This is a genomic window from uncultured Microscilla sp. (genome assembly GCF_947493425.1).
GTDB lineage: Bacteria > Bacteroidota > Bacteroidia > Cytophagales > Microscillaceae > Microscilla.
In genome coordinates this window covers 20,059-42,846 of record NZ_CANLRP010000017.1, presented here as the reverse complement: position 1 = coordinate 42,846, position 22,788 = coordinate 20,059, and the positions used below count along the sequence as shown (strand labels likewise).

Genomic DNA, 22,788 nt, shown 5'->3' with positions numbered 1-22,788 from the left:
GGCTATTTTTTGCGCCCATAGCAGCGCTACGGGCAATAAAAATAACGAAGTATCAAGGCGAAAAATCACCCCTCAGAGTGTAAATTTATTTTTGAACAATTCCTAAGGAATGGTACCAAAATAAATACGCATTCTTAACCTCATCTTTTGAGGCTATACTTTGTTAAAAAATAGCCGAATAGCGATGCTATTAGCCGACCATCCCTCAAGCTCGCTCAACATCCACTGGATATTGCCGTGCCTCGTCTAGCAACAAAATATTTTAGCGTTACTATAGAAATTTATTTTTACACCATTCCTAATTATATATAGCAGATGTATTTAATTATGACTCATATTTAATGATCTGTTATCATAACAAATCCATCGGTTTTAGGTATGCAAAGCGCCTACCACAATTGTTTTATTAAAAAACTCAATATACCCATCTCCATAAGATGAGATCTCGCCCAGAGTTAGTGCACCTAACAATTGAGCAGGGTTGCCCAACCCCTTTTTTACCGCCTGAAGTTCTTTATCAAAATCATCTTCCAAGAACAATACCCTTGATATACAGTCAAACACCATACACAAGCTTTGCCTGGAGTTATTACACGCTTCAGCAGCTTCTTTGGCAGCATTAATTAGGTTTTGCTTGTCACCTTTCAGTATAGCAAGTGAAGCATTTTGGGGTACTTCGCCTACACACACCAAATCGCCTTGAGCATTTACCATAATAGGATCGCGTACTACTACTTCCAGTCCTTCTTTAGTAATGCCAAATGGGTACCCCTTGGCTATGTCAAAGAATGAGTTTTGTAATAAGCGTTCCCCGCTACTTTCTTCTACCACATCTCTATATACCTCAAAAGCATTTCCCCAATTAAGTTCACTTATCACATTGTTGGTAGTATTGGTAGCTAGAAAAGGTTCTACTATTTTTTGCCAACCATGACGAATACCAAGCGAGCTCGACGACCGAGTAAATGCAACAATGGCAGCATCTTGAAAAACGCCTTCTTGGTTAAATACACAAGGCATTTGTTCCAAAGTCAATGACCCTGCTCCTCCTCCCATATAGTTTACATTATCGCCGTATATATCGTACAAACGGCGCAAAAATGAGGCAATATTGGCAGTAAGTCCATCTACCAGCACCAAAGCACTTAATGCGTCATTACAAGCAACAATATTGGGCAGAAAGCCTATTTCAAAATCAGGCGAATCAAGTTCTTGTACCAATAACAAATCTACGTTGGCGGGTAGTTGCTCTGCTACAAGTCCTCTCTCGTATTTTTTTTCCTGAAAGACAACCCCTGGAAATACTCCCCCAAAAAAAGAAATATGATGGGCGTTTAAAACCTGAATCAATTGTGTAATGTTGGGCAAGTCTTGCTCACCAAACATGAGAAGCCAAGTTTTAGATTTATCCTTATCTGCCTGTTGAATAATAGGCTGAAGCATTTGTTCGATAGAGGTAGGTGCTATATACATAATTGTAATGATGTTGGTTGTGTTGAAAATAAATAAAGGCTAATGCCACCCAACCTTCTAATACAATGCGCAGAAAATAAGCACCTACAAATCAAGCATTTATCACTAAACCACCTGACCTCTTGTCCCATAACGGGATAAATATTTCCCAAGATGGGATTACCCTACACTGACTTCGCCATTCTTAATCATACGATAAATGGTAGATTTACCAATATCCAGTTTTTGGGCAACCAACAAAACATTATTATCGTATTTTTGCAAAAAATGCTTCAGAATCATTTGATTATATTCTTTCAGGGTGGTTTCGTTGAACAACAAATCGGCCGCATTTCGGGTAGTATTAAAGGTGATGTCTTCAGGATAAATGGTATCATCGTTTGCCATCACAGCAGCCAATTCTGCCATTGCCTTGAGTTCTCTTATATTGCCAGGGAAAGGGTATTGCAACAGTTTTTTATTGACCTCAGGCGAAATTTTAAGCAAAGGCATCTTGTTTTCCTTGCAAAATTGTTCTACAAAGTATTTTGCCAATAATATAATATCAGAGCCTCGTTCACGTAATGGAGGTACTACAATGGGCAAACCTAATAACCTATAATACAGGTCTTCTCTAAAATTATTTTTTTGCACTTCTTCCAACAGGTTTTTATGGGTAGCTACTATCAGCCTTACATCTATTTTTACCAACTCATTGCCCCCCACTCTACTTAGCTCCCGCTCTTGTAATACTCGCAACAGTTTTGCCTGCATATTCAAGTCCATTTCACCTATTTCGTCTAAAAACAGGGTGCCCTTGTGGGCTTCTTCAAACTTGCCTATTCTACGCGCTACAGCACCAGTAAATGCTCCTTTTTCGTGTCCGAACAGCTCACTCTCTATCAACTCTTTTGGAATAGCCGCTACATTGACTGCAACAAACGATTTTTTCTTTTGGTGAGAGTTATAGTGAATGGCTTTTGCCACCAGTTCTTTTCCAGTGCCTGTTTCGCCTGTGATAGATACTGTAATGTTATTAGAAGTAGCTTTTTCCATCAGTCTAAATACTCGCTGAATCGCTGGGCTATTTCCTTTAATTATCTTATCAAAGGTGTACTTTCGTTCCACTTCTTCCCGCAAATCGTCAATTTGTTTTTTCAGTGATATGTGATCTCTGATATGATGAATTACCTTCCAAAGATTTTCTTTTGTGTTTTCATCTTTTACTATATAATCATACGCTCCTTCTTTGAGTAAACTCACTGCTGTAGTAATGTCTTCTTGCCCCGACACCACCACTACAGGTACATCGGGCAATCTTTCTTTGAGTTGCTTGAGTAGTTTCGCGCCTTTGGTGTCAGGCAATGAATAATCGAGGGTAATAATAGAGGGTTTGAGGTGAAGGCTTGCCAATACTTCTGTAGCTGACTTGAACCTAATGACCTCATAATCGGGGTTGAGCGATAATGTGTACATCAATATTTTGGCATACCAATCGTCATCTTCTACCACAAAAATCTTAGAGGTTTCCATATTTTCGCATAAAGGTTTAGTTCGTTATAATTTATTATCAAAGGATATTTACAATAGACGTATTATAGCTGATTTGTTTCTATTATCCTAAGCTTATTTTCTTTTCTACTTCCTCCTTTTACGTTCGAATCCATTCCATTTTTAGAAAAAAAATCCCAAAAAGAGACTATTTAAAAGCATTAAAAACAAATAACATACTCATTATAAGATACTTACAAACAAAGGCAATATTTTTTCATTAAAACTGGCAAACAACTTAGTACATACAGCTACAAAAAACGAAAATGCTATTTACAATACTACTACTGGTTAAGCAACCACCAAGAGAGTCGGTTGCCTGCCAAAGAATATGGGATAAATATACTTGAAAAACATTGAAGAACCTGTAATCTTAATGTTGCTACTGATACCCATTCAGCCAATGTTGTAGGGTGGGTATCTTTTTTAAAAAACTAAAAAAAACTCTACTCATAATAATTTACCAGATGAAAAATTTCAACCTACATATCATTTATAAACTACAACTCGCAGTATGTGTGTTGGGGCTACTTGCTTTGAATGCTTGCCATATGTTACTCGATAAAGACATTCAACCAGATGCTACTGGTGATATTCAAAAAATGATTTTCCCAAAAGACTTCAATTACCAAAGTACTCAACAAGTTTCCATCTTTATTCAAGCTCTAGCTTTTGGCAAAAGCCTGCCTAAGGTACCTCTAAAGTTGTATACACAGGCACCCCACAATGGAGGACAATTAATTGTGAGTGGCTATACCAATACTCAAGGAGTATTTGAAAGAAAAATGTCCCTGCCTCGTTATGTAGAGCAACTATACCTGATCGTTGATCACATAGGTTTTGTCCGTGAACATGTACTCACGGTGAGCAATCAGGCAATTAATTATCAGGTAAGCATCAAACCTGCCTCAAACACCAAAAGACAAACTATTGGTAAACCACAAGAACGTACCAGTGATACTTACACATTTTTAGGTGCTTACGATAGCCAGGGAGTACCTGATTACCTCACTACGAATGATGTGTTTGACGCTCTTTTTCTGACTGATGTCAACCATACTCTCCCCGAAAACGCCCCAGTGCCTAACGCTCACCCAGAGTATTTGAAAGTAGGTAATGTAACTGATATTGCCGTAAAAGAAGAAGCGGATATTTGGATTACGTTTGTGCATGAAGGCGCTGGCTGGCGCAACTCACTGGGTTACTATACATACGATTTAAACAACCCACCCCGAACAGTTGAAGAGATTAAGCAGTTGAAAATTATTTTTCCTAATGTATCATTCAGTGGCAGTGGTGGGGGACTTCAATCTGGCAATAAAGTATTTTTAGGCAAGTTTCCAGCAGGCACTGGCATTGGTTGGTTTTTGGTAGCACAAGGGTGGAAGTCTACCAGCCAAACAGTTACTAACTCAAGTTATACCATCTATTCAAACCCTGACTTTAACCCCGAAAGTAGTGCTAGTGACCGCCAACACAATGTGTTGATCAACGACTCGGAAAGAAAACTGGTATTGTTGGGTTTTGAAGACACCCGACGCGACTACCCCAGTTGCGATCAAGATTTTAATGATGCTATTTTTTACGTAACCGCCAACCCTTATACCGCTATTCAGAGCGATCAGATGCCTCAAGTAACCCATAGTGGTACCGATACTGACAATGATGGAGTAACCGACGTAAATGATGCTTTTCCAGAGGATAGCCAAAAAGCATTTAACAATTATTTACCCGCCAATAATACTTTTGGGACTTTGGCTTTTGAGGATTTGTGGCCAGCCAAAGGAGATTTTGACTTCAACGACTTGGTTGTTAATTATCAATATAACCTGGTTGCCAACGCGCAAGATCAAGTAACCGAAATCAACGCTCAGTTTATCATTCGTGCCATAGGAGCTTCATACCATAATGGCTTTGCTATACAACTACCCATTGCACCCCAACAAGTAGCCTCAGTGACGGGTTCACAACTTACCGAAAACTACATTACACTGGCTAACAATGGAGTAGAAGCCAATCAGGATAAAGCTGTAGTGGTGGTATTTGACAACGCCTACAAACAAGTAACGCGGCCTTCAGGATTTTTTGTAAACACTCAAAAAAACGCACCCATAGTACAACACGATACTTTACATATCAAGATTGTGTTGTCAAGCCCTATTGATTTCGCTACCCTTAGCAATGCTCCTTACAACCCTTTTATAATGGTCAATAAAACCAGGGGGCACGAAGTACATTTGGTGGATCATCCACCTACCAACCTGGCTGACTTAAGCCTTTTGGGTACTTTACAGGACAAGAGCAACCCTACTGCCAATCGCTTTTACAGAACCTCTCAAAACTTACCTTTTGCGCTTCATATACCTACCCACTTTGCTTATCCTATAGAGAAAAAAGCAATCAATATTGCCTTTCTAAAATTTGTAGAATGGGCACAAAGTCAAGGAGGGTCATTTGATGACTGGTACCTCGATAAAACTGGATACAGGAACAACGAAAACATATATTAATTCATTTATAAGCAATATATTATGAAAACTAAAGTAGCAATTATAGAAGATAACAATATGATGAGATACATGCTTAAGTCTTATCTGGATGCACACTTTACAGTAATTGATTTTAGCAATGGACTGGAGTTTTTTGCCTGGCTGGAACAAAATGAAGCACCCGAAATAATAGTAACTGACCTGGAAATGCCTGAAATGAATGGCTTTGAGCTTACTACCAATATCAAAAACAGCCAATTATACCAACATATTAACATTATCATACTTTCTGGTTTAGATGATAGCAATGATCGCATCAAATGCCTGGAAATGGGTGCCAGTGATTACCTCATGAAACCCTTTAACCCCAAAGAACTATTTATAAAAATTTGTAAAACTATTCAAAACAATTCGAGCAATGAAAAAACCAGTCCTGCTATATATTAATCATAATGAGCGTGAACGCCTCCAATGCAATCTGAACTTGAGCAAGCATTACCACATTGTGGCATTCAATAATATAGATGACGCTCAGCAAGCTATAAAAAATAACGTTTATGACATAGATGTTTGTGTTTGTGTAATTAACTATCCGATTTTTACTCATGTCGATTTTCTGCAAAAAATCAGGGCACAATACGACAAAACCCAACTGCCCGTTATTTTTATTTACCCCAGAGAGATGGGCGAATTTGCAAGGTTATCATTAGCATCAGTCAAGTCACAAATCAACGATATATTCATTGACCCTATCAGTTATGATTTACTTAAATTAAGGCTGGATATTTTGCTCAAAATAAAGCAACAAATACCTAGCGATGCAGCTTCTGGCAAATTTACCCGATTTAACACCCCAGTAAACATTTCAGGTTATGGCAAACGACTATTTGATATTGTTGCCTCACTGACGGCACTCTTGATATTATTACCTCTATTTCTTGTAGTGGCTTTACTCATTAGGCTGGAGTCAAGTGGTGGAGTATTTTATAAATCAAAGCGGGTAGGGGCTTACTATAAGGTGTTCTCGTTGCTCAAGTTTAGAACGATGCAGGCAAATGCTGATCAACAGATAAAGCAAATGGAGCACTTAAACCAATACCAGGATATTGACCAAGTAAACAACCAAGCAGCCTTGAGCAATACTTGTGCACAATGTGTAATAAACGCCTGTGCTTGTACTCAACAACTCTGGAAAGACAATGGGGTAGTAGTATGTGAAAAACTAGAACACATGCGAGTAGAGAGACAAAAGCAAACAGCATTTAAAAAGTTTAGCCAAGACCCAAGGGTAACTCCAATTGGCAGATTTTTACGCAAAACCAGCATAGACGAACTACCTCAACTTATCAATGTATTACGAGGAGATATGTCGTTGGTAGGCAACCGTCCATTGCCACTTTATGAAGCTGAAAAACTCACTCGTGATCACAGCGTACAACGATTCAATGCACCCGCCGGTATTACAGGTTTATGGCAAGTGACCAAAAGAGGAAAAGCCGATATGTCGGCACAAGAAAGAGTAGCTTTAGACAATGAGTATGCGCAAAAACATTCGTTTTGGCTGGATATGAAAATCATTTTTCAAACCATTCCAGCACTGTTACAAACCGAAAAAGTGTAGGATCACAACATTGATCGCTTGCCTATAGAAGCTATGGGAGTTGCTTTGAACAGCAAAACTCAGATTCAATCATTGATTTTCTTTTTTTGGGAAAGTAATGTCTTAAAATGGGGAATTAGAATACCTGAAACAAAAAACAAAATAAACATAAAACACTCATTATCAATAATTTATCACAAAAACAAGTTTTTTTTAAAATCAGGCAACAAGATTGAAACATGGATAATGTCGGCGCTATTGGCTGTACAATCACAAAAAACAGCTTATTTATTAGCGATTGTCAATATAAAGTTTAGGTTATCGCCTTGACAAACCATCAAGGGCAGTATCCTAGACCCTGTATCCAAGGTGTAAAACCTCTGGCTTACAGATAAATTATAAGTATACACTCTACTAATGTTTTTATCAAAATACTATTAATTATATGCAACAGATTACTAAAACTTATGACAAAATTCAGATTTACTGGTGGTATTTCTGGGAATATTTACGCTACATAGATTTCAGATCTATAAGCAATGCTCTAAGGTATGTAATATCAAAAAAAAGCAATTCAACCGATCGCCTCATTTATTCGCGTATGGGGGTTTTTCTTTGCCGCAAAGACACCACTGATTTCATGTATGCCAACTATAACTATGAAAGAAAGGTGAAAAAATTTATCCGAAAAAACCTGAGTAAATATGACACTTTTTTGGATGTTGGTGCCTGCATTGGCGATTACTCTGTTTGGTTGGCAAACAATGGGTATAAGTGTTTAACGTTTGAGCCTGTGCCAGCAAACTTTGAAGTGTTGCAACAAAATATTAAAATTAATCACCTCACCGAACATATTCACTCTTACCCTTGGGGATTGGGCTCAAAAAAAGAAGAAGTAAGCTTTGAAGTAAGACCACATAACAAAGGGGCAAGCAAAGTTATTAGAAACAACCATATTCCTGAAACAAGCCAGACCAACAATGGGCAAATCCAACAGTTTGACTCGATTGTAAATCAGTTGCCCCTGTCGCACAATGACAAAGTAATCATAAAACTAGATGTAGAAGGAATGGAAAGTGAAGTGCTCAAAGGTGCCTCCGAATTTATAAAAAACTGCCCCCACCTGATGCTCATCATGGAAACCTGTATTTCTGATCAGCAAGCACTTAAACAACTGCTTGCACAGTGGGGAGAGTTTAAATATACCAAGATTGACGAACATAATTTTGCTGCTACTAAACAAGTTTAAATGACACTTATCAACAGAGGTTTACACCGCAAGCAAAACATTTTTTTGCTTGCGGTGTTTTTATGCCCATCTGCTTGCTCATACTTACTATATAAACACCCTACCTGCCTACTTATTTTTTGCCCGTTCCTTATAATAATTTAATCTAACATTTATAAAATGCTAACTCAAACAAAATTGTATTACACAAGTATAATCTTTACGAAAGAAATTAAACTCTTTCTTACATACCTTTACACATTCTAAAAATATTTATATAATTTTACGCTTACAAGTAATCCTTCAAATAGGTACATTAGTCTAAAAAATAGCTACGCTCGCCTAAAAGGTCTTACTTATAAAATAAAAAAGCCGTAACTATGCGGAAATATTTTTTTACAGAATATTAACAAATAAAAAACTAACACATTTTGAGCGTCAAAAATCTAAAAGTGAAACAAAACAAGTTGAGGTGATTGACTCACTACCTAATGATTCCTTGCAAGATTAGGTACTTTTGTTTTTTGATGTGCAAAAAATAATTTACTATGATGCATGTTTTGCTCAATATTTGCTAACAAGGTTGAGCAATTTTAAACACAAATACTATAATGAAAATTATTCAGGCAAACACACAAAGAAAAAATCTTTCTCATCATTACAATACTACCCAAAGTAACTTATGGTACTAATAGAACAAATTCACGTTTGTTCTTTTTATCCAAAATCCTTTGGTTACCTATTGAGAAATAATTGCATATAATCATGCAATATTTTGGGGCATCTTTCAGTTAAAAAAACCCAAAAGCAACTTATATATTTAATAATCAGGCTCTTATCACAATAACACAAATTTAGAATTATACAATTCTATACCACTAATTCTACTTTTTAAAACCACAGAGCCACCAATCCTTTGTTAAAATAAAGGAGCTAATTGTAATATCTTTTTAAAACATTAAAACACAGAAGTACAATTTAATTAATGCTATTATTTAACTAATTCCTAACACAGTTTACTTAACAGAAATTGTGAGTCTATTACCCTGTTAATCCTTAAAAATATAAGTTTTATGAGTACCAAGCTAACCCTGGCCCTTATAGAGGACAATGCTATCATGCGCTACATGCTAGAGTCCTACTTAAACGAACACTTCGAAGTTTCTGAGTTCAACAACGGACTTGCGTTTTTTGAATGGATGGAAGAAATGGGAACCCCTGATGTAATTGTTACGGACATAAAAATGCCCGAAATGGATGGTTTTGAGCTAATCAACCTCCTGAAAAAAAGCAAGTTATATCAGAACATTCCCGTTGTAATGCTTTCAGGTTTGAGCGATAGTAACGCTCGGATCAAATGCCTGCAGTTAGGTGCGGAAGACTACCTTACCAAGCCTTTTAACCCTGCAGAATTACTTATCAAAGTTCAAAAAATCGTAAAAAAAAACAACTCAGTTAATGAAAACTTCAACCCTACTTTATATCAATCCAAATAAGCAAGAAACTTTTGCATTTCAAGCTAACCTGGGACAAGACTACAAAATTGTTCATTTCAAAGATTTAGACAGTCTGCACCGTTCATCAAGTCGTGTTATTCGCGAAGCTGATATTTGTGTTTGTGCTGTACACGAATCTATCATTGAGTTTACTGGTTTCTTGAGTAAAGTCAGACGTGAATACAGCAAACAACAACTGCCTGTATTGTTTATTTACCCTGAGTATTTAAGTGACTCACCTTTGTTTCAACATGTGCCTACAGGGGTAAACGATATTTTGTCAGACGAGCTGAACTATAAAATGCTCAAATTACGAATCGACAGTTTGCTTAAGAAAAAAAGCTACAGTGATTTGAATGCTCAACCCAAAGCGTCGACAAAAAAACACGTTAATTTTTTCAAAAGAGCTTTTGATGTTGTAGCCGCAGGGTCAGCCTTATTGCTGTTGTCTCCTATATTGTTATTAGTGGCGATCATTATCAGACTAGAGTCTAAAGGAAACCCATTGTACACCTCGAAACGAGTAGGAACTAATTACAAAGTATTTCCTTTGCTCAAGTTTCGCTCTATGTACCAAGATGCTGACCAACGCTTGGAAGAGCTAAAGCACCTCAACCAATACAAAGCACCCGCCAAAAAAGAAAAAACTAAACAAGAAAAGGCGAAGGTTGAGATGAAAAACTGTGCAGATTGTGTGTTGAAAAAATGTGCTTGTCAGCAACCATTATGGACCGATGAGGGGGTAGTGTGCGAGAAAGTAAAAAGCGAAGTAGAAGAAAAAGAGGATGAAGCAGTTTTTATGAAACTAGCCAAAGACCCTCGCATTACTAAAGTGGGAGCTTTTATCCGCAAAACCAGTATCGACGAAATACCTCAGTTATTCAATGTGCTCCGAGGTGATATGTCGCTGGTAGGTAACCGCCCTTTGCCATTGTATGAGGCAGAAAAACTGACAAAAGATCAGACCATTCAGCGTTTTGATGCACCTGCTGGAATTACGGGCTTATGGCAAGTAACCAAACGAGGCAAAGCAGATATGTCTACTGAAGAGCGCATAGCACTTGACAATGAATATGCACAAAAGCACTCTTTTATGATGGATATGAAGATTATCCTGAAAACATTCCCTGCTTTATTGCAGTCCGAAAAAGTATAAAAACCCCTGTGTATTTACAAAATTTTCAATAAATTATTGACTATACACTAAATGTTATAGTGTACTTGTTTAATTTTGTGCTCAAAGTAATCATCAATCATTCACACAGGTTCCCAAAATTAAGAGAAAGCCTGCTAACTTCTCTTTACTATTTGAAACAGTAGAAACTAAGAATGCACAAGTATTTATACATCGGATGGGTCTTATTATTGACTTGCTTCAACACCAATGCACAAACAGACACTGCGTGGTCAGCTTTCCGCTTACCACCACTGGCAGCGTTGACTGAAGAAGCAATCAACAGCTCTCCACAGGTAAAATATCAGCAATCAATCATTCTTCGTGACAAAGCCAATATCAAAGAAAGAAAAAAGCGATGGATGAATAAAGTGTTTATGGATGCGGGTTATAGTTACACCAACAACTTTTCGGTCACTAATATTAACTCTAACACGGGCAATGTGGAAACGCTTGCCTTGAAAAACGGAGGAAACTACCGTGCCGGCTTTACCCTCAGGTTCTCTTTATTTGACTTTTCAGGAGCAAAACATGTCACTCAAGCGGCTATTCAAGAGAAAAACGCCTCAGAAAATCAACTACTTTCTATTGAAAGAGAAATTGTATGGCAAGTAACAGAGCTATACAAAAACCTGGAATTAGCCCAAACTTTGCTACATATTAAAAGTGAAAAAATGCAAACACTTGCTTTGCAGCGACAAGTAGCCGAGAAAGAGTTTACCCAGGGGCAAATCAAAATAGCTGAGCTAAGCCGAATCATCGAGCTCACCTCCAACGCCCATCAGGAGTTTGAACAAGGAAAAAACAGCTATGAAAAAGCCTACTTAAAGCTGGAACAATTTGTTGGTAAGCCATTAAACAGTTTCTAAACCACAGAAAATGAACTTAATAGACTTTGTTCGTCTAATAGTCCATAATATAAAGCTACTCATTTTTGTGCCTGTAGCTTTAGCCGCTGGAGTATACTACCTGGTCAAAGACATGCCCAATAAGTATGAGGCAGAAACTTTGATTTATACAGGCATAGCCTCAGGCTATAACATTGAGTCTACCGGAAGCTCAAGAATAGATTACTTTAGTGTAAATAATGCCTTTGATAATTTGATCAACGTGATCAAAGCCAAAGAAACTCAAAAAGAAGTTGCCCTTAGTTTACTCACCCAACATTTATTGCTCGACAAACCCACTTCAGGTATTATAGGGGTAAAAGCTTATGCCAAGTTAAAAAAAATAGTAACCCCTGTAGTAAGAAAACAACTGGTAGTCAAAGGTAACTTTAAAGCTACTTATGACAAACTCTACAAGTCTATTGAAACCAACCAACCAGAGTGGCTCAATAAAATACTCAATAGCAAACACCCCTACTACAGTTACCGGGCAATGTCGCGTGTATCGGCCAGGCGTTTGGGTTCAAGCGACATGATTACCATTAAGTATGGTACCGATGACGCATTTATCAGCCGGAATACGCTGATTTTTGTTGTCGAAAAATTTATCAAACGTTATAAGTTTCTAAAAAAATCGGAGACAGGAGATGTAGTCGCTTACTTTGAGGCACAACTCAATAAAGCAAAAGCAAAATTAAATGGGGTAGAAAACCGCTTAAAGATATTCCGTGAAAACGGTAAAATATTAAATTACTACGAACAAACTAAATCTATAGCTGGGCAAAAAAGTGATATTACAGATGCTTACAAAAAAGAGGTAGGAAATCTGGAAGCATCCAGAGCAGTATTAAAAGAATTGGAAAAAAAGCTCAATATCAACAAAGAGTTTTTTGCCAAAAATGATGAAATTCTTATCAAAAAGAAACGCCTATCGAATCTGATTGTGGCATTGGCGCTGCAAAAAACCCGCAAATCTGCCGAAAACGACCCTACTGTTGAACAAAACCAAACAGCACTAAAGCAAGAAATAGAAGCCTTAAAAAAGGACTTGCAAAAAGAGGTACTCAATATGTACAATTATCAGTACTCTACGGGAGGGGGTATTGCCGTTAAAACTTTACTAAACGAATGGCTTGCCAACCTTATTTTGGTAGAACAAGCCAAAGCAAGGGTAAAGATTTTTGAGGATCGTATCAAAGATATAGACAAAGAGTATGATCGCTTTGCCCCACTAGGCTCTCGCCTCAAAAAACTGGAGCGGGAAGTGGGCGTAGAAGAGCGCGCATATATTGAAATTTTGCACGGACTAAACCAAGCTTTGATCCGCCAACAAAATATTGAGCTGTCGTCGAACCTGGAGGTAGTAGATAAGCCAAGTGTGTCAAAAAAACCCAATAAAAAAGTATTACTCATTATTTTAGGGTTTATGGTGGGTGCCATTGGGTCTTTGGCATTTGTAATAGCCACCGAGCTACTGGATACTACCCTAAAGAGCCCGGCAAGGGCAATGAAAGCAGTAGGTTTACCATTTGCGGGTGCCATACCCGTGACCAAAAAGAAGAAAGTCAAAGAAAATCAGAAAATAATCAGGAAGGCTTTGATCAACCAAATCACCAATAAAATACTGATTGAGTTGAAAGATGTTCCCCAGCCAATTATTACAATCACGAGCACGCAAACCAGGGAAGGCAAATCTTATTTGTCAGGAGAGATCGTAGATAACTTGCGTTCTTCGGGCAAGAAAGTACTACAGATAAACCCTGCCAACAGCAGCAACAACCAACAGTATAAAAGCGATTATGAATATACGGTAAACCCCGATTTGCCCGAAAAACAAACGCTTGAAGAGTTGGTAGATATATCGCTCGAAGAGGTAGAGTTTGACTATATACTACTAGAGCTTCCTGGATTTGTAAAAGGAATGCTACCGCTAAAAATGCTGAAACAGGCAAACTTAAACGTGTTGATTGTAAGGGCTAATCGATCTTGGAAAAAATCTGATAAATACTTGTCTGACACTTACTTGTCGCAAGACGATGTCAAACACTTAATGATATTGAATGGAGTAAAGCCACATTACATTGAAGAATTAGTAGGGGATTATGGGCAGTCGCCTTATTCGTTGCGTGCGTGGGTAAAACGAGCTTTTCGCCTTGAATTTAAATCTAAAAAGAAAATAAATTAACCCAAGAATACAACTCATACGCAATCCATAAAACATACAGCAAGATGATTCGAGGAAAAAATATCGTTTGTTTGGCAATGTCTCCCTGGGAAGGTGATTACATGAAAGCCAGTGTACAAATTATGTCGGTACTGGCACGTCATAACCGGGTAATCTATGTTGAGTATCAGTTTACGTATAAAGACATTATCACGGGCATGTTGCGTGGTAACGGTATTCCTGTCAAACGGATTTTGGGTATCAACAAACGATTGCGTACCATAAAGCTCGAAGATAACACTGAAATAAACGTTTTAACTGCTCCCCCTATCTACCCCGTAAACTGGTTGCCTTCTGGCAAAATTCATCACTTTTTTGTTAAGCGTAACGCACGTATCCTCAGAAAAGCTATTCAAAGAGCAGTGGGTTCGCGCGATATGCACAGCCCTATTGTCGTTAATGCTTTTAACCCTACTTATGGTTTGCCTTTAGTGGGCAAGCTCAATGAAAAACTGTTGTTGTACTATTGCTATGACGAAATAAGCCACGCCAAATGGTGTAAGAAGCACGGCACAGGCGTAGAAGCCGACTTTGCCGCCAAAGCTGATGCCATCATTACTACTTCGGCACAATTACAGCAAAACAAGAAAGTTTACAATGATCAGTGTTTCTTGGTGAAAAATGGAGTAAACCTGGAGCTATTTCAGCAAGCTTATGCACAAAAACAAGCGGCTGATGCTACTGATAAGCCCTTGACAGTGGGGTACTTGGGCACTATAGACGATAGACTCGACTATGAGTTATTGGCTCACTGTATAGAACAGTTGCCTGATGCTCAATTTCACTTTGTAGGGCGGGAGATTTACCCACAAGGCAAAGATCGTTTGAAAAACTACAGCAACGTCACATTTTTTGGGGCACAATCGCCCGACAAGCTGGCGGGTTATGTGGCAAAATTTGATATTGGGCTCATTCCTTTTGTAAGCAATGGCTTTACCCAAAGCATTTATCCGCTTAAAATCAATGAGTATCTGGCTGCAGGTTTGCCAGTGGTAATGACCAATTTTGGACAAGTAGATGATTTTAGAGAAATAGCTTCTATTACCAGTCAGCCCGATGAGTTTTTGGTTGCCATCAAACAATTGGCAGCACACATCAAACAACCAGAAGCATACACCCAGGCTACCAAAGAACGTCTTGCTTTTGCTGCTTCTAATTCATGGGACAATCGCGCCGAAGAGCTTTCAGAGGTAATCAATCAAATCATTGCACGCAAAAAAACCGAATTTCAGAAGACCTACTAAATATGGCAAAACTTTCACACATCAAAGATAACTTATGGGTATTGGGAGGCAACTTGTTCAATGCAGGCATTGGTTTCTTAAGCTTTATGTTTCTTGCCCACATGCTCCCGGTTGATGAGTTTGGTGTGTGGTTGTTGTATGTAGCCGCTTTTACCTTTATGGAAATGGTCAGGGCAGGGTTTATCTACCAGGCATTGGTTAAGTATTTTGCATCAAACTCCAAGAAGTTGGTTCAAAAAGTAATCACAGGTTCATCGTGGTGGATTGGGCTCATTTCTACAGCCTTGTTTTCGGGGCTTATTGCTTTATCAGGCTGGGCTTTTGCCGAACCTATTGCCAGCAAAAACTTCACCTTGTTTTTTCAATGGTATCCGATTGTAATTTGGGTCACGCTTCCATCAAATATGGGTTTGTGGATTAGCCATTCGAAACAACGCTATGTACGCATGGTCATTATTCAACTTTGCATTACGGGTGGTTTTGGTTTGTTTATACTTTTCAACTATAACCGCTCTTTAGACCTTACCACTATTTTGATTGCCCATACTGCAGTGCGGGCCATTGCAGGCATATTCACGCTGATAAGTGGTTGGGACGGCATTCGTTACATTGGGCATGTAAGCAAACGATATGTAAAAAAACTGGTGTATTTTGGGCAATACAGTTTGTTCTCGATGCTAGGCACCAACCTGCTCAAAAGCACCGACATATTTCTCATTGGTATTTTTATAGGTCCGGCTGCTGTAGCTTTGTACCAGTTTCCGCTCAAAATTATAGAACTAGCCGAAGTACCCCTCCGAAGTTTTGCTACCACGGCATTCCCAAGGATTGCCAAGTGGACTGAAGAGAAAAAATACGTCATTGCCACTCAGTTTATCCAAAAACAAGTACTGGTATTTATTACGCTTGCCACTCCTTTTTGCCTGATAGGTATGATCTGGGCTGAGTTTTTTATGGTGTTGATAGGCAAAGCCAAGTATGCTGCCTCTGCACCCATTTTTCAAATACTATTGATTTATGTAATTTTTTTACCCATCGATCGCTTCATTGGCATTGCTCTTGACAGCCTCAATCGTCCCCAAATCAATACGCTTAAAATAGGCATTATGGTAGTCATTAACATTATAGGCGATTATCTGGTACTTAGTGCGGGAGGGTCGTTGGTAATGGTAGCGGGCGTTACCCTTGTAAACATTGCAATAGGTATGGGTTTTGGTTGGTATAAAATATACAAAACACTGCCCATTCACGATGTAAGGCAGTTAAACGCCAAACAATTATTCTCGCTCCGTTGAATTAGTTTGTTATGCCTAATAAAAAGATCACATTTATAGATTTTGCCAAGGGGTTTTCAATTCTTACCATTGTCATGATGCACTACTTCCAACGAGTACCCCTTCCCGGTTGGTTGGCCAAGGCAGTACCCTTAGGGGGCACAGGCATCCATGTATTTATATTGCTTTCAGGTTTTGGGCTCGCTTTGGGTCAATACCGGGGTTGGCAACACTTTTTACGACGACGCGCAACCAAAATACTACTCCCTTATTATTTCTTTGTCACCTTACTTTTTATCGTCAACTTTTTTGTAACTGTGCACCCCAAAATGGACTGGTATGCCTACCTGGGCACACTGTTCTTTGTACAATTAATTGACTTAGAGATTTTTTATGTATTTGGTATTCAGTTTTGGTTCATTAGTACCATTTTACAGCTCTACCTATTGTTTCCTTTGTTGCGCATTGCCCTCAATAAACTAGGTAATACCCGTTTTTTGGTCATCTGTCTGGGTATCTCTTTGGCTTATTTTGGCATTTTGTACCTCAGTGCTCGCCCTGAGCATAAACTATGGAGCAGGTTTTTTCCAATGTATTTATGGGAGTTTGCCTTGGGCATGGTGCTTGCCCGCCGTTTTCAAACCAATCAATTTGAATTTTGGCACTTGCCTGCAGGCAAGTGGGTCATTGGGTTTGTGGCAGGTTTTGGAGCAATGGCTTTACTTACCTTTTCTCTAGGAGACCTGGGTATCATTATCAACGACATTCCGGCAATGATCGGCTACCTGTCTATCACCATATTACTCTACCAAGTATGCCAGGCATTTGCCCCTTTGATTGAACAAGCCATGCTATTTATTGGCAAATATTCTTATCCGCTTTACCTTATACATATTGCGGTACTTCAATTATTTTTATACATACAACCACCCACTCCCCAAGTGTTTTTCAGTATTGCAGGTTTGCTTGTTTACTTGTTGCTGACCGTGGGGGCTTCGATAACATACGACAATGTATACCAGTGGGTCTATAACAAATCTTCGGTGAGGCAAGCGACGCCTACCACAAAAAATTAAATTTATCACCATCAAACTACTTCACTCGTGCAGTGCATTGAATAACTTATGGATCAGGAAAAACACCCTTTGATAAGTATTGTAACACTTAACTACAACCAAGCCGAAGTCACCTGCGATTTGCTCGATTCGTTGCGGGCAATAAGCTACCCCAATATAGAAATACTGGTGGTAGACAACGCTTCTAAAGATCAGCCAGAGCAACTCATTACAAGCCGCTATCCGGAGGTGACATTTATTAAAAACCAAGAAAACTTAGGCTTTGCCGGAGGAAACAATGTGGCTATCAGACAGGCTAAAGGTAAATATGTGCTATTGCTCAACAACGACACTGAAGTAGCCCCTGACTTTTTGGAACCTCTGGTGGCTTGTATGGAACAAGATGCTAAAATTGGTGTTTGCAGTCCTAAAATCAGGTTTTACGAAACCCAGGTACATATCCAATACGCTGGCTCTACTGCTATAGACCCTATGCGAGTGGCAAGTTATGCCATTGGCTATGGCGAAGAAGATAAAGGGCAGTACGACCAGACAGGCGGACAAACCCACCTTGCCCACGGAGCCGCCATGATGGTGTCGCAAGAAGCCATTGCCAAAGCCGGGCTTATGGAAGACTCATTTTTTTTGTATTATGAAGAGCTGGATTGGTGCGAGCAAATCAAAAAAGCAGGTTTTGTGATTCATTTTGTGCCTCAATCACTAGTATTGCATAAAGAATCTATGAGTGTGGGTAAGAATAGTCCCTTGCAGTTGTATTATAAAACCCGTAACCGTATATTCTTTGCCCGTAGAAACTTAAGAGGGTTTCAGTTGTTCCTGGCGCTTACTTACTTGGTGATGTTGGTAACTCCGGTACGTTTGGGCAAATATTTGCTCAAAGGCAACTTCAAAAATTTTAAAATATACCTGAAGGCTGTCTGCTGGAATAGTATTTTGTTGAAGCGTTTTTCTTCCTTTCGTACATAAATGATTTGTAGGCAGTGTATACTGCCCAATGGCTGAGCTTTGAATAAATTGATGAAACCAACCGACTCTTCTCCGTTTAAAACCCGCTACTCCCAAAACCTCAGGTTGATGCTGGCATTGATCGCCACTTTGCCGGTAGCGTTTGTGGTAGCTAAAGGTGGCATGCTTGCCGGGTTGGGCTTGATCGGTTTACCATTTGTGTTTTTTTACCTTTACTTATTGTTTACTTACCCCATTATTGGTGTTTATTCTTATGTGGTGGCAGGGTTTGGCGTAAGCGGCATTTTGCGGTATGTATCGGGGCTCCCTTTAGGCTTATCAGTCGATGGTATCCTTATTATTACCTGGGTAGCTATAGCAGTGCACAAAACCGAAGAGTATGACTTTCAGATACTCAAAAATGGGTTGGTCATTGCTTTCGCCATCTGGATGGGGTACAACATGTTACAATTGTTTAACCCGGAAGCCCGCAGTCGGGTAGCGTGGTTCTATGCCATGCGTGGAGTGGCACTTTATCCCTTGCTAAGTGCTCCACTGGTAATGCTACTTGTGCGGTCTCCACGCGAAGTAGACATTTTCTTTATTCTTTGGTTTGGCTTATCTATTTGTGGGGCGCTCAACGGAATCAAACAACAACATTTTGGGGTAGACCGATTTGAACAAGCCTGGCTAGATGCAGGTGCGGGCACTCAACATGTGTTGTTTGGCAAATTGCGGGTATTTTCATTCTACAGCGATGCCGGGCAATTTGGAGTATCGCAGGGGCATGCACTGGTGGCTGCTGGGGTAATGACTCTAAGAAAAGGAATCAGTCTGCCCCGAAAGGCATTTTATGCCATTACTGCGGTATTATGTTTATACGGAATGATGATTTCGGGTACAAGGGGTGCTCTTGGCGTACCTGGCATTGGCTTCTTTATGTATTTTGTCATGAGCAAAAACTTTAAGATAGTAGTGCTAGGCATTATTGTAGGCATTGGGGCTTTTTCGGTACTTAAATTTACCTCTATCGGGCAAGGCATTTATGCCATTAACCGGATGCGTACCGCGCTCGACCCCAATGACCCCTCGCTACAGGTAAGGCTTGCCAATCAACGAAAGCTGTCTAGCTATTTGGCTTCACGTCCTTTTGGAGGTGGAGTGGGTTCGGCAGGCAACTGGGGGTTGCGTTTCAGTCCAGGGAGCTTTTTGGCAGAAACCCCTACCGATAGTTGGTATGTAAAAATATGGGCAGAAGAAGGCATTATAGGGCTTTGGCTACACCTCATCATTTTATTTTATATAGCAGGGCATTCGGGTTACTATATTTGGTATATGGAAGACTCAGAACTGCGGCAAAAAATGATGGCGATATGGGGTGGTATGTGGGGAATTTATCTGGCAAGTTATGGCAACGGAGTTCTGGGGCAGATTCCTACGGGTAGTTTGCTCAATGTGGGCATGGCAATTATGTTTTTAACTCCACATTTAAGCAAACAAGCAGAAACTAATGATTAACTTTGCTGCAGTTTATTTTTCCTGCTTCGCTTATAAGCTTATTAGAGCATCAGCGCTCTTTAAACTGAAGGCGATTTATCTTTTTAATAAAGTGATGATTATTCTAACAACCATCATGTATGTAATACTCGGCTACTTTACCGTTTCAGTAGGCTACTATGGCTTGTTTTGTATTGCCAGCTTGTTTTTCAAGTCTACCCAACGCGCTTTGGGGGCAATGGACAAGGTAAAAAAATCAAGTTTTGTAATTTTACTACCTGTTTACAAAGAAGATGATGTGATTGTGGAGTCGGTAAAAAAAGCGCTTCAACAACATTACCCTAAAGAACTGTATACCATTGCAGTAATTGCGGATCATTTGCAACCCCTAACCCTCGAAGCGCTGAGGCAGTTACCCATTCAACTGATAGAAGTACGCTTTGAAAAAAGTACCAAAGCCAAGTCACTTAACCTGGCTTTTGACCACCTCGATGAATACGATTTGGCTGTAGTATTAGATTGTGATAACCACATAGAAGAAGATTTTTTGCTCAAGGCTAATTATGCTTATGTACAAGAAGGGCACTTGGTTATTCAGGCGCATCGTACTGCAAAAAACAAAGAGAACCATTTGGCACAATTAGATGGCATCAGTGAAGAACTCAACAACGCCATGTTTCGTACCGGACACCAGGTACTGGGCTTGCCTGCTGCGCTCATTGGCTCAGGAATGGTAATGGAGTTTAACCTATACCGCGAACACATGCGCGCGATTGATACTATTGATGGGTTTGACAAAGAACTTGAATTGCGCTTGATCAAAGATCAATCATTGCCACACAACAAGATACATTATTTAGATGATGCTTTGGTGTATGATGCCAAAATGTCGGACAATGAGGTATTCAAAAAACAACGTACGCGTTGGATTTTGGCACAAATAAAATATGCATTAAAAAATGCTGCCGATGGGTGGGTACAACTCTTTAAAGGAAACTTTGCTTATTTTGACAAGGTACTTCAGTTTTGGTTGCCTCCTCGCTTAATATTATTGGGTAGCCTGGGGGTTTTACTTTGCTTTACACCATGGATAGGGCTTGAATATTTTGTGTATACTGCGGGTCTGTTTACAGCTTTAGCACTGTTTTTGGGGGTGGCTTTACCACGTCAACTCAGGACTTACAAAACACTGTATGCTTTCAAGAAGTTGCCAATTACCTTTTGGCTGATGTGCAGGGCGTTGCCAGGCTTTCGCAAAATTTTCGAGTCGTTTTTACCAACGTCTCACCAATATTTTCAGAAAAAATAAAAAATGTCTTAGACAGGCTACTGACTAAAAAATTACCGTTTGTTTTAGCCCAACGCTCAAACAAAGTGGCTAACCAAATGCAATGATACTACGAACATTGAAGTAATTCTTAATCACCGAATAATTAGTATAAAAAATGTGGATTCTAACTATTTTTATTTCCTTCATACTTGGCTACCTCACCCTTTCGGTGAGTTATTATGGCTTATTTTGTGTGGCCAGTTTGTTTTTCAAAACAACCAAGTACACTACCGAAGAGCTTGAAGCAGTAAAAAAATCAAGCTTTGTAATATTACTGCCTGCCTACAAAGAGGATGGGGTAATTGTAGACACGGTACAAAACGTACTCAAACAAAATTACCCTAAAGAACTGTACACCATTGCAGTGCTTGCCGATCAGCTACAACCCGAAACTCTAGAGGCGCTTCACCAATTGCCAGTACAGGTAATAGAAGTTAAATTTGAAAAAAGTACCAAAGCCAAGTCACTCAACTTTGCTTTTCAGCACTTGAAAGAACACGACATAGCCGTTATATTAGATGCTGACAATCACATAGAAACCAACTTTTTGCTTAAATCAAACCTTGCCTATGTACAAGGAGGGCACCGTATTATTCAGGCACACCGCACCGCCAAAAACCAAGAAAATGACATGGCACAGCTAGACGCCATCAGCGAAGAGCTCAACAACTCTATGTTTCGCACCGGGCACCAGGTATTGGGCTTGCCTGCTGCGCTGATTGGTTCTGGAATGGTGATGGACTTTCGCATTTACCGCGAACACATGCAGGCAATTGATGCCATTGGCGGGTTTGACAAGGAACTGGAACTGAGCCTGATCAAGGACAAGACTTTGCCTCATAACAAAATATATTACCTCAACGATGCTATGGTATACGACGAAAAGGTATCAGATGCCAAGGTATTTGGCAGGCAACGTACCCGTTGGATCTCGGCACAAATAAAGTATGGAGTAAAAGGAGCGCCAAGCGGATTGGCGCAATTATTTAAAGGTAACTTTGCTTACTTTGACAAAGTGCTTCAGTTTTGGTTGCCCCCTCGTTTGCTCTTATTGGGTGGGTTGGGCTTGCTTACTTGCCTAAGCCCTTTGCTTGGTTTGCCCTACTTTATTTACACCGCAGGGCTTTTTGCCTCGCTTATTTTGTTCTTGACCCTCGCCTTGCCTCGCAAGTTTAGAACCTATAAGACACTGTATGCTTTCCGCAAGTTGCCTTTGACCTTTTTCTCTATGCTTAAGGCATTGTTCAACTTTCGTAAAGGTTTCAAATCGTTTTTACCAACTCCTCACCAACATTCGCAAAAGAAGTAAGCTAAATAAAGA

At 39.4% G+C, this 22,788-nt stretch carries 18 protein-coding genes; 16 read left to right on the top strand and 2 right to left on the bottom strand.

Going from position 1 to position 22,788, the window contains the following annotated elements; all coding sequences use genetic code 11:
• Positions 1 to 372: 372 nt before the first annotated feature.
• Positions 373 to 1,473, bottom strand: a complete 1,101-nt coding sequence (locus Q0954_RS07080; RefSeq protein WP_299455405.1) for an FIST C-terminal domain-containing protein — start codon at positions 1,471 to 1,473, stop codon at positions 373 to 375.
• Positions 1,474 to 1,632: 159 nt separating this feature from the next.
• Entirely contained in the window at positions 1,633 to 2,985 is a 1,353-nt protein-coding gene (locus Q0954_RS07075) for a sigma-54 dependent transcriptional regulator (RefSeq protein ID WP_299455404.1), read from the bottom strand.
• Between the two features lie 485 nt (positions 2,986 to 3,470).
• On the opposite strand from Q0954_RS07075, the gene Q0954_RS07070 reads away from it, so the two are divergent.
• The 16 genes from Q0954_RS07070 (at position 3,471) to Q0954_RS06995 (ending at position 22,776) form a co-directional block, all read left to right on the top strand.
• On the top strand, positions 3,471 to 5,513 hold the full coding sequence (locus Q0954_RS07070; protein WP_299455403.1) for an LruC domain-containing protein: 2,043 nt from the start codon (positions 3,471 to 3,473) through the stop codon (positions 5,511 to 5,513).
• A 21-nt stretch (positions 5,514 to 5,534) separates the two neighbouring features.
• Complete coding sequence (locus Q0954_RS07065) at positions 5,535 to 5,939, top strand: response regulator transcription factor (RefSeq protein ID WP_299455402.1); 405 nt, start codon at positions 5,535 to 5,537, stop codon at positions 5,937 to 5,939.
• Entirely contained in the window at positions 5,911 to 7,113 is a 1,203-nt protein-coding gene (locus Q0954_RS07060) for a sugar transferase (protein ID WP_299455401.1), read from the top strand. The genes Q0954_RS07065 and Q0954_RS07060 overlap by 29 nt, the downstream gene beginning before the upstream one ends.
• An 18-nt stretch (positions 7,114 to 7,131) precedes the next feature.
• Positions 7,132 to 7,422, top strand: coding sequence for a hypothetical protein (locus Q0954_RS07055; protein WP_299455400.1), 291 nt, complete (start codon positions 7,132 to 7,134; stop codon positions 7,420 to 7,422).
• A gap of 115 nt (positions 7,423 to 7,537) precedes the next feature.
• The gene (locus Q0954_RS07050; RefSeq protein ID WP_299455399.1) at positions 7,538 to 8,341 is read left to right on the top strand and encodes an FkbM family methyltransferase; all 804 of its coding nucleotides are present in this window, start codon (positions 7,538 to 7,540) and stop codon (positions 8,339 to 8,341) included.
• 1,052 nt (positions 8,342 to 9,393) lie between these two features.
• Entirely contained in the window at positions 9,394 to 9,816 is a 423-nt protein-coding gene (locus tag Q0954_RS07045) for a response regulator transcription factor (protein ID WP_299455397.1), read from the top strand.
• Positions 9,779 to 10,972 carry a sugar transferase gene (locus Q0954_RS07040; RefSeq protein ID WP_299455396.1) on the top strand — a complete coding sequence of 398 codons (1,194 nt, stop codon included), beginning with the start codon at positions 9,779 to 9,781 and terminating at the stop codon, positions 10,970 to 10,972. The genes Q0954_RS07045 and Q0954_RS07040 overlap by 38 nt, the downstream gene beginning before the upstream one ends.
• A gap of 173 nt (positions 10,973 to 11,145) precedes the next feature.
• Positions 11,146 to 11,859, top strand: a complete 714-nt coding sequence (locus Q0954_RS07035) for a TolC family protein (protein ID WP_299455394.1) — start codon at positions 11,146 to 11,148, stop codon at positions 11,857 to 11,859.
• 10 nt (positions 11,860 to 11,869) lie between these two features.
• Positions 11,870 to 14,062 (top strand): hypothetical protein, encoded by a 2,193-nt coding sequence (locus Q0954_RS07030; protein WP_299455392.1) that lies wholly within the window; start codon positions 11,870 to 11,872, stop codon positions 14,060 to 14,062.
• Positions 14,063 to 14,106: 44 nt separating this feature from the next.
• Complete coding sequence (locus tag Q0954_RS07025; RefSeq protein WP_299455390.1) at positions 14,107 to 15,345, top strand: glycosyltransferase; 1,239 nt, start codon at positions 14,107 to 14,109, stop codon at positions 15,343 to 15,345.
• A gap of 2 nt (positions 15,346 to 15,347) precedes the next feature.
• Positions 15,348 to 16,640 (top strand): oligosaccharide flippase family protein, encoded by a 1,293-nt coding sequence (locus tag Q0954_RS07020; RefSeq protein WP_299455388.1) that lies wholly within the window; start codon positions 15,348 to 15,350, stop codon positions 16,638 to 16,640.
• An 11-nt stretch (positions 16,641 to 16,651) separates the two neighbouring features.
• Complete coding sequence (locus Q0954_RS07015; RefSeq protein WP_299455387.1) at positions 16,652 to 17,695, top strand: acyltransferase; 1,044 nt, start codon at positions 16,652 to 16,654, stop codon at positions 17,693 to 17,695.
• Between the two features lie 48 nt (positions 17,696 to 17,743).
• A complete protein-coding gene (locus Q0954_RS07010; protein WP_299455385.1) occupies positions 17,744 to 18,661 on the top strand; it encodes a glycosyltransferase family 2 protein in 918 nt (305 codons plus the stop codon).
• A gap of 51 nt (positions 18,662 to 18,712) precedes the next feature.
• Positions 18,713 to 20,158: an O-antigen ligase family protein gene (locus tag Q0954_RS07005; protein WP_299455384.1), complete on the top strand. Its 1,446-nt coding sequence runs from the start codon at positions 18,713 to 18,715 to the stop codon at positions 20,156 to 20,158.
• Positions 20,159 to 20,273: 115 nt separating this feature from the next.
• Positions 20,274 to 21,446, top strand: a complete 1,173-nt coding sequence (locus Q0954_RS07000) for a glycosyltransferase family 2 protein (RefSeq protein ID WP_299455383.1) — start codon at positions 20,274 to 20,276, stop codon at positions 21,444 to 21,446.
• Positions 21,447 to 21,582: 136 nt separating this feature from the next.
• Positions 21,583 to 22,776, top strand: coding sequence for a glycosyltransferase family 2 protein (locus Q0954_RS06995; protein ID WP_299455381.1), 1,194 nt, complete (start codon positions 21,583 to 21,585; stop codon positions 22,774 to 22,776).
• Positions 22,777 to 22,788 lie beyond the last annotated feature (12 nt).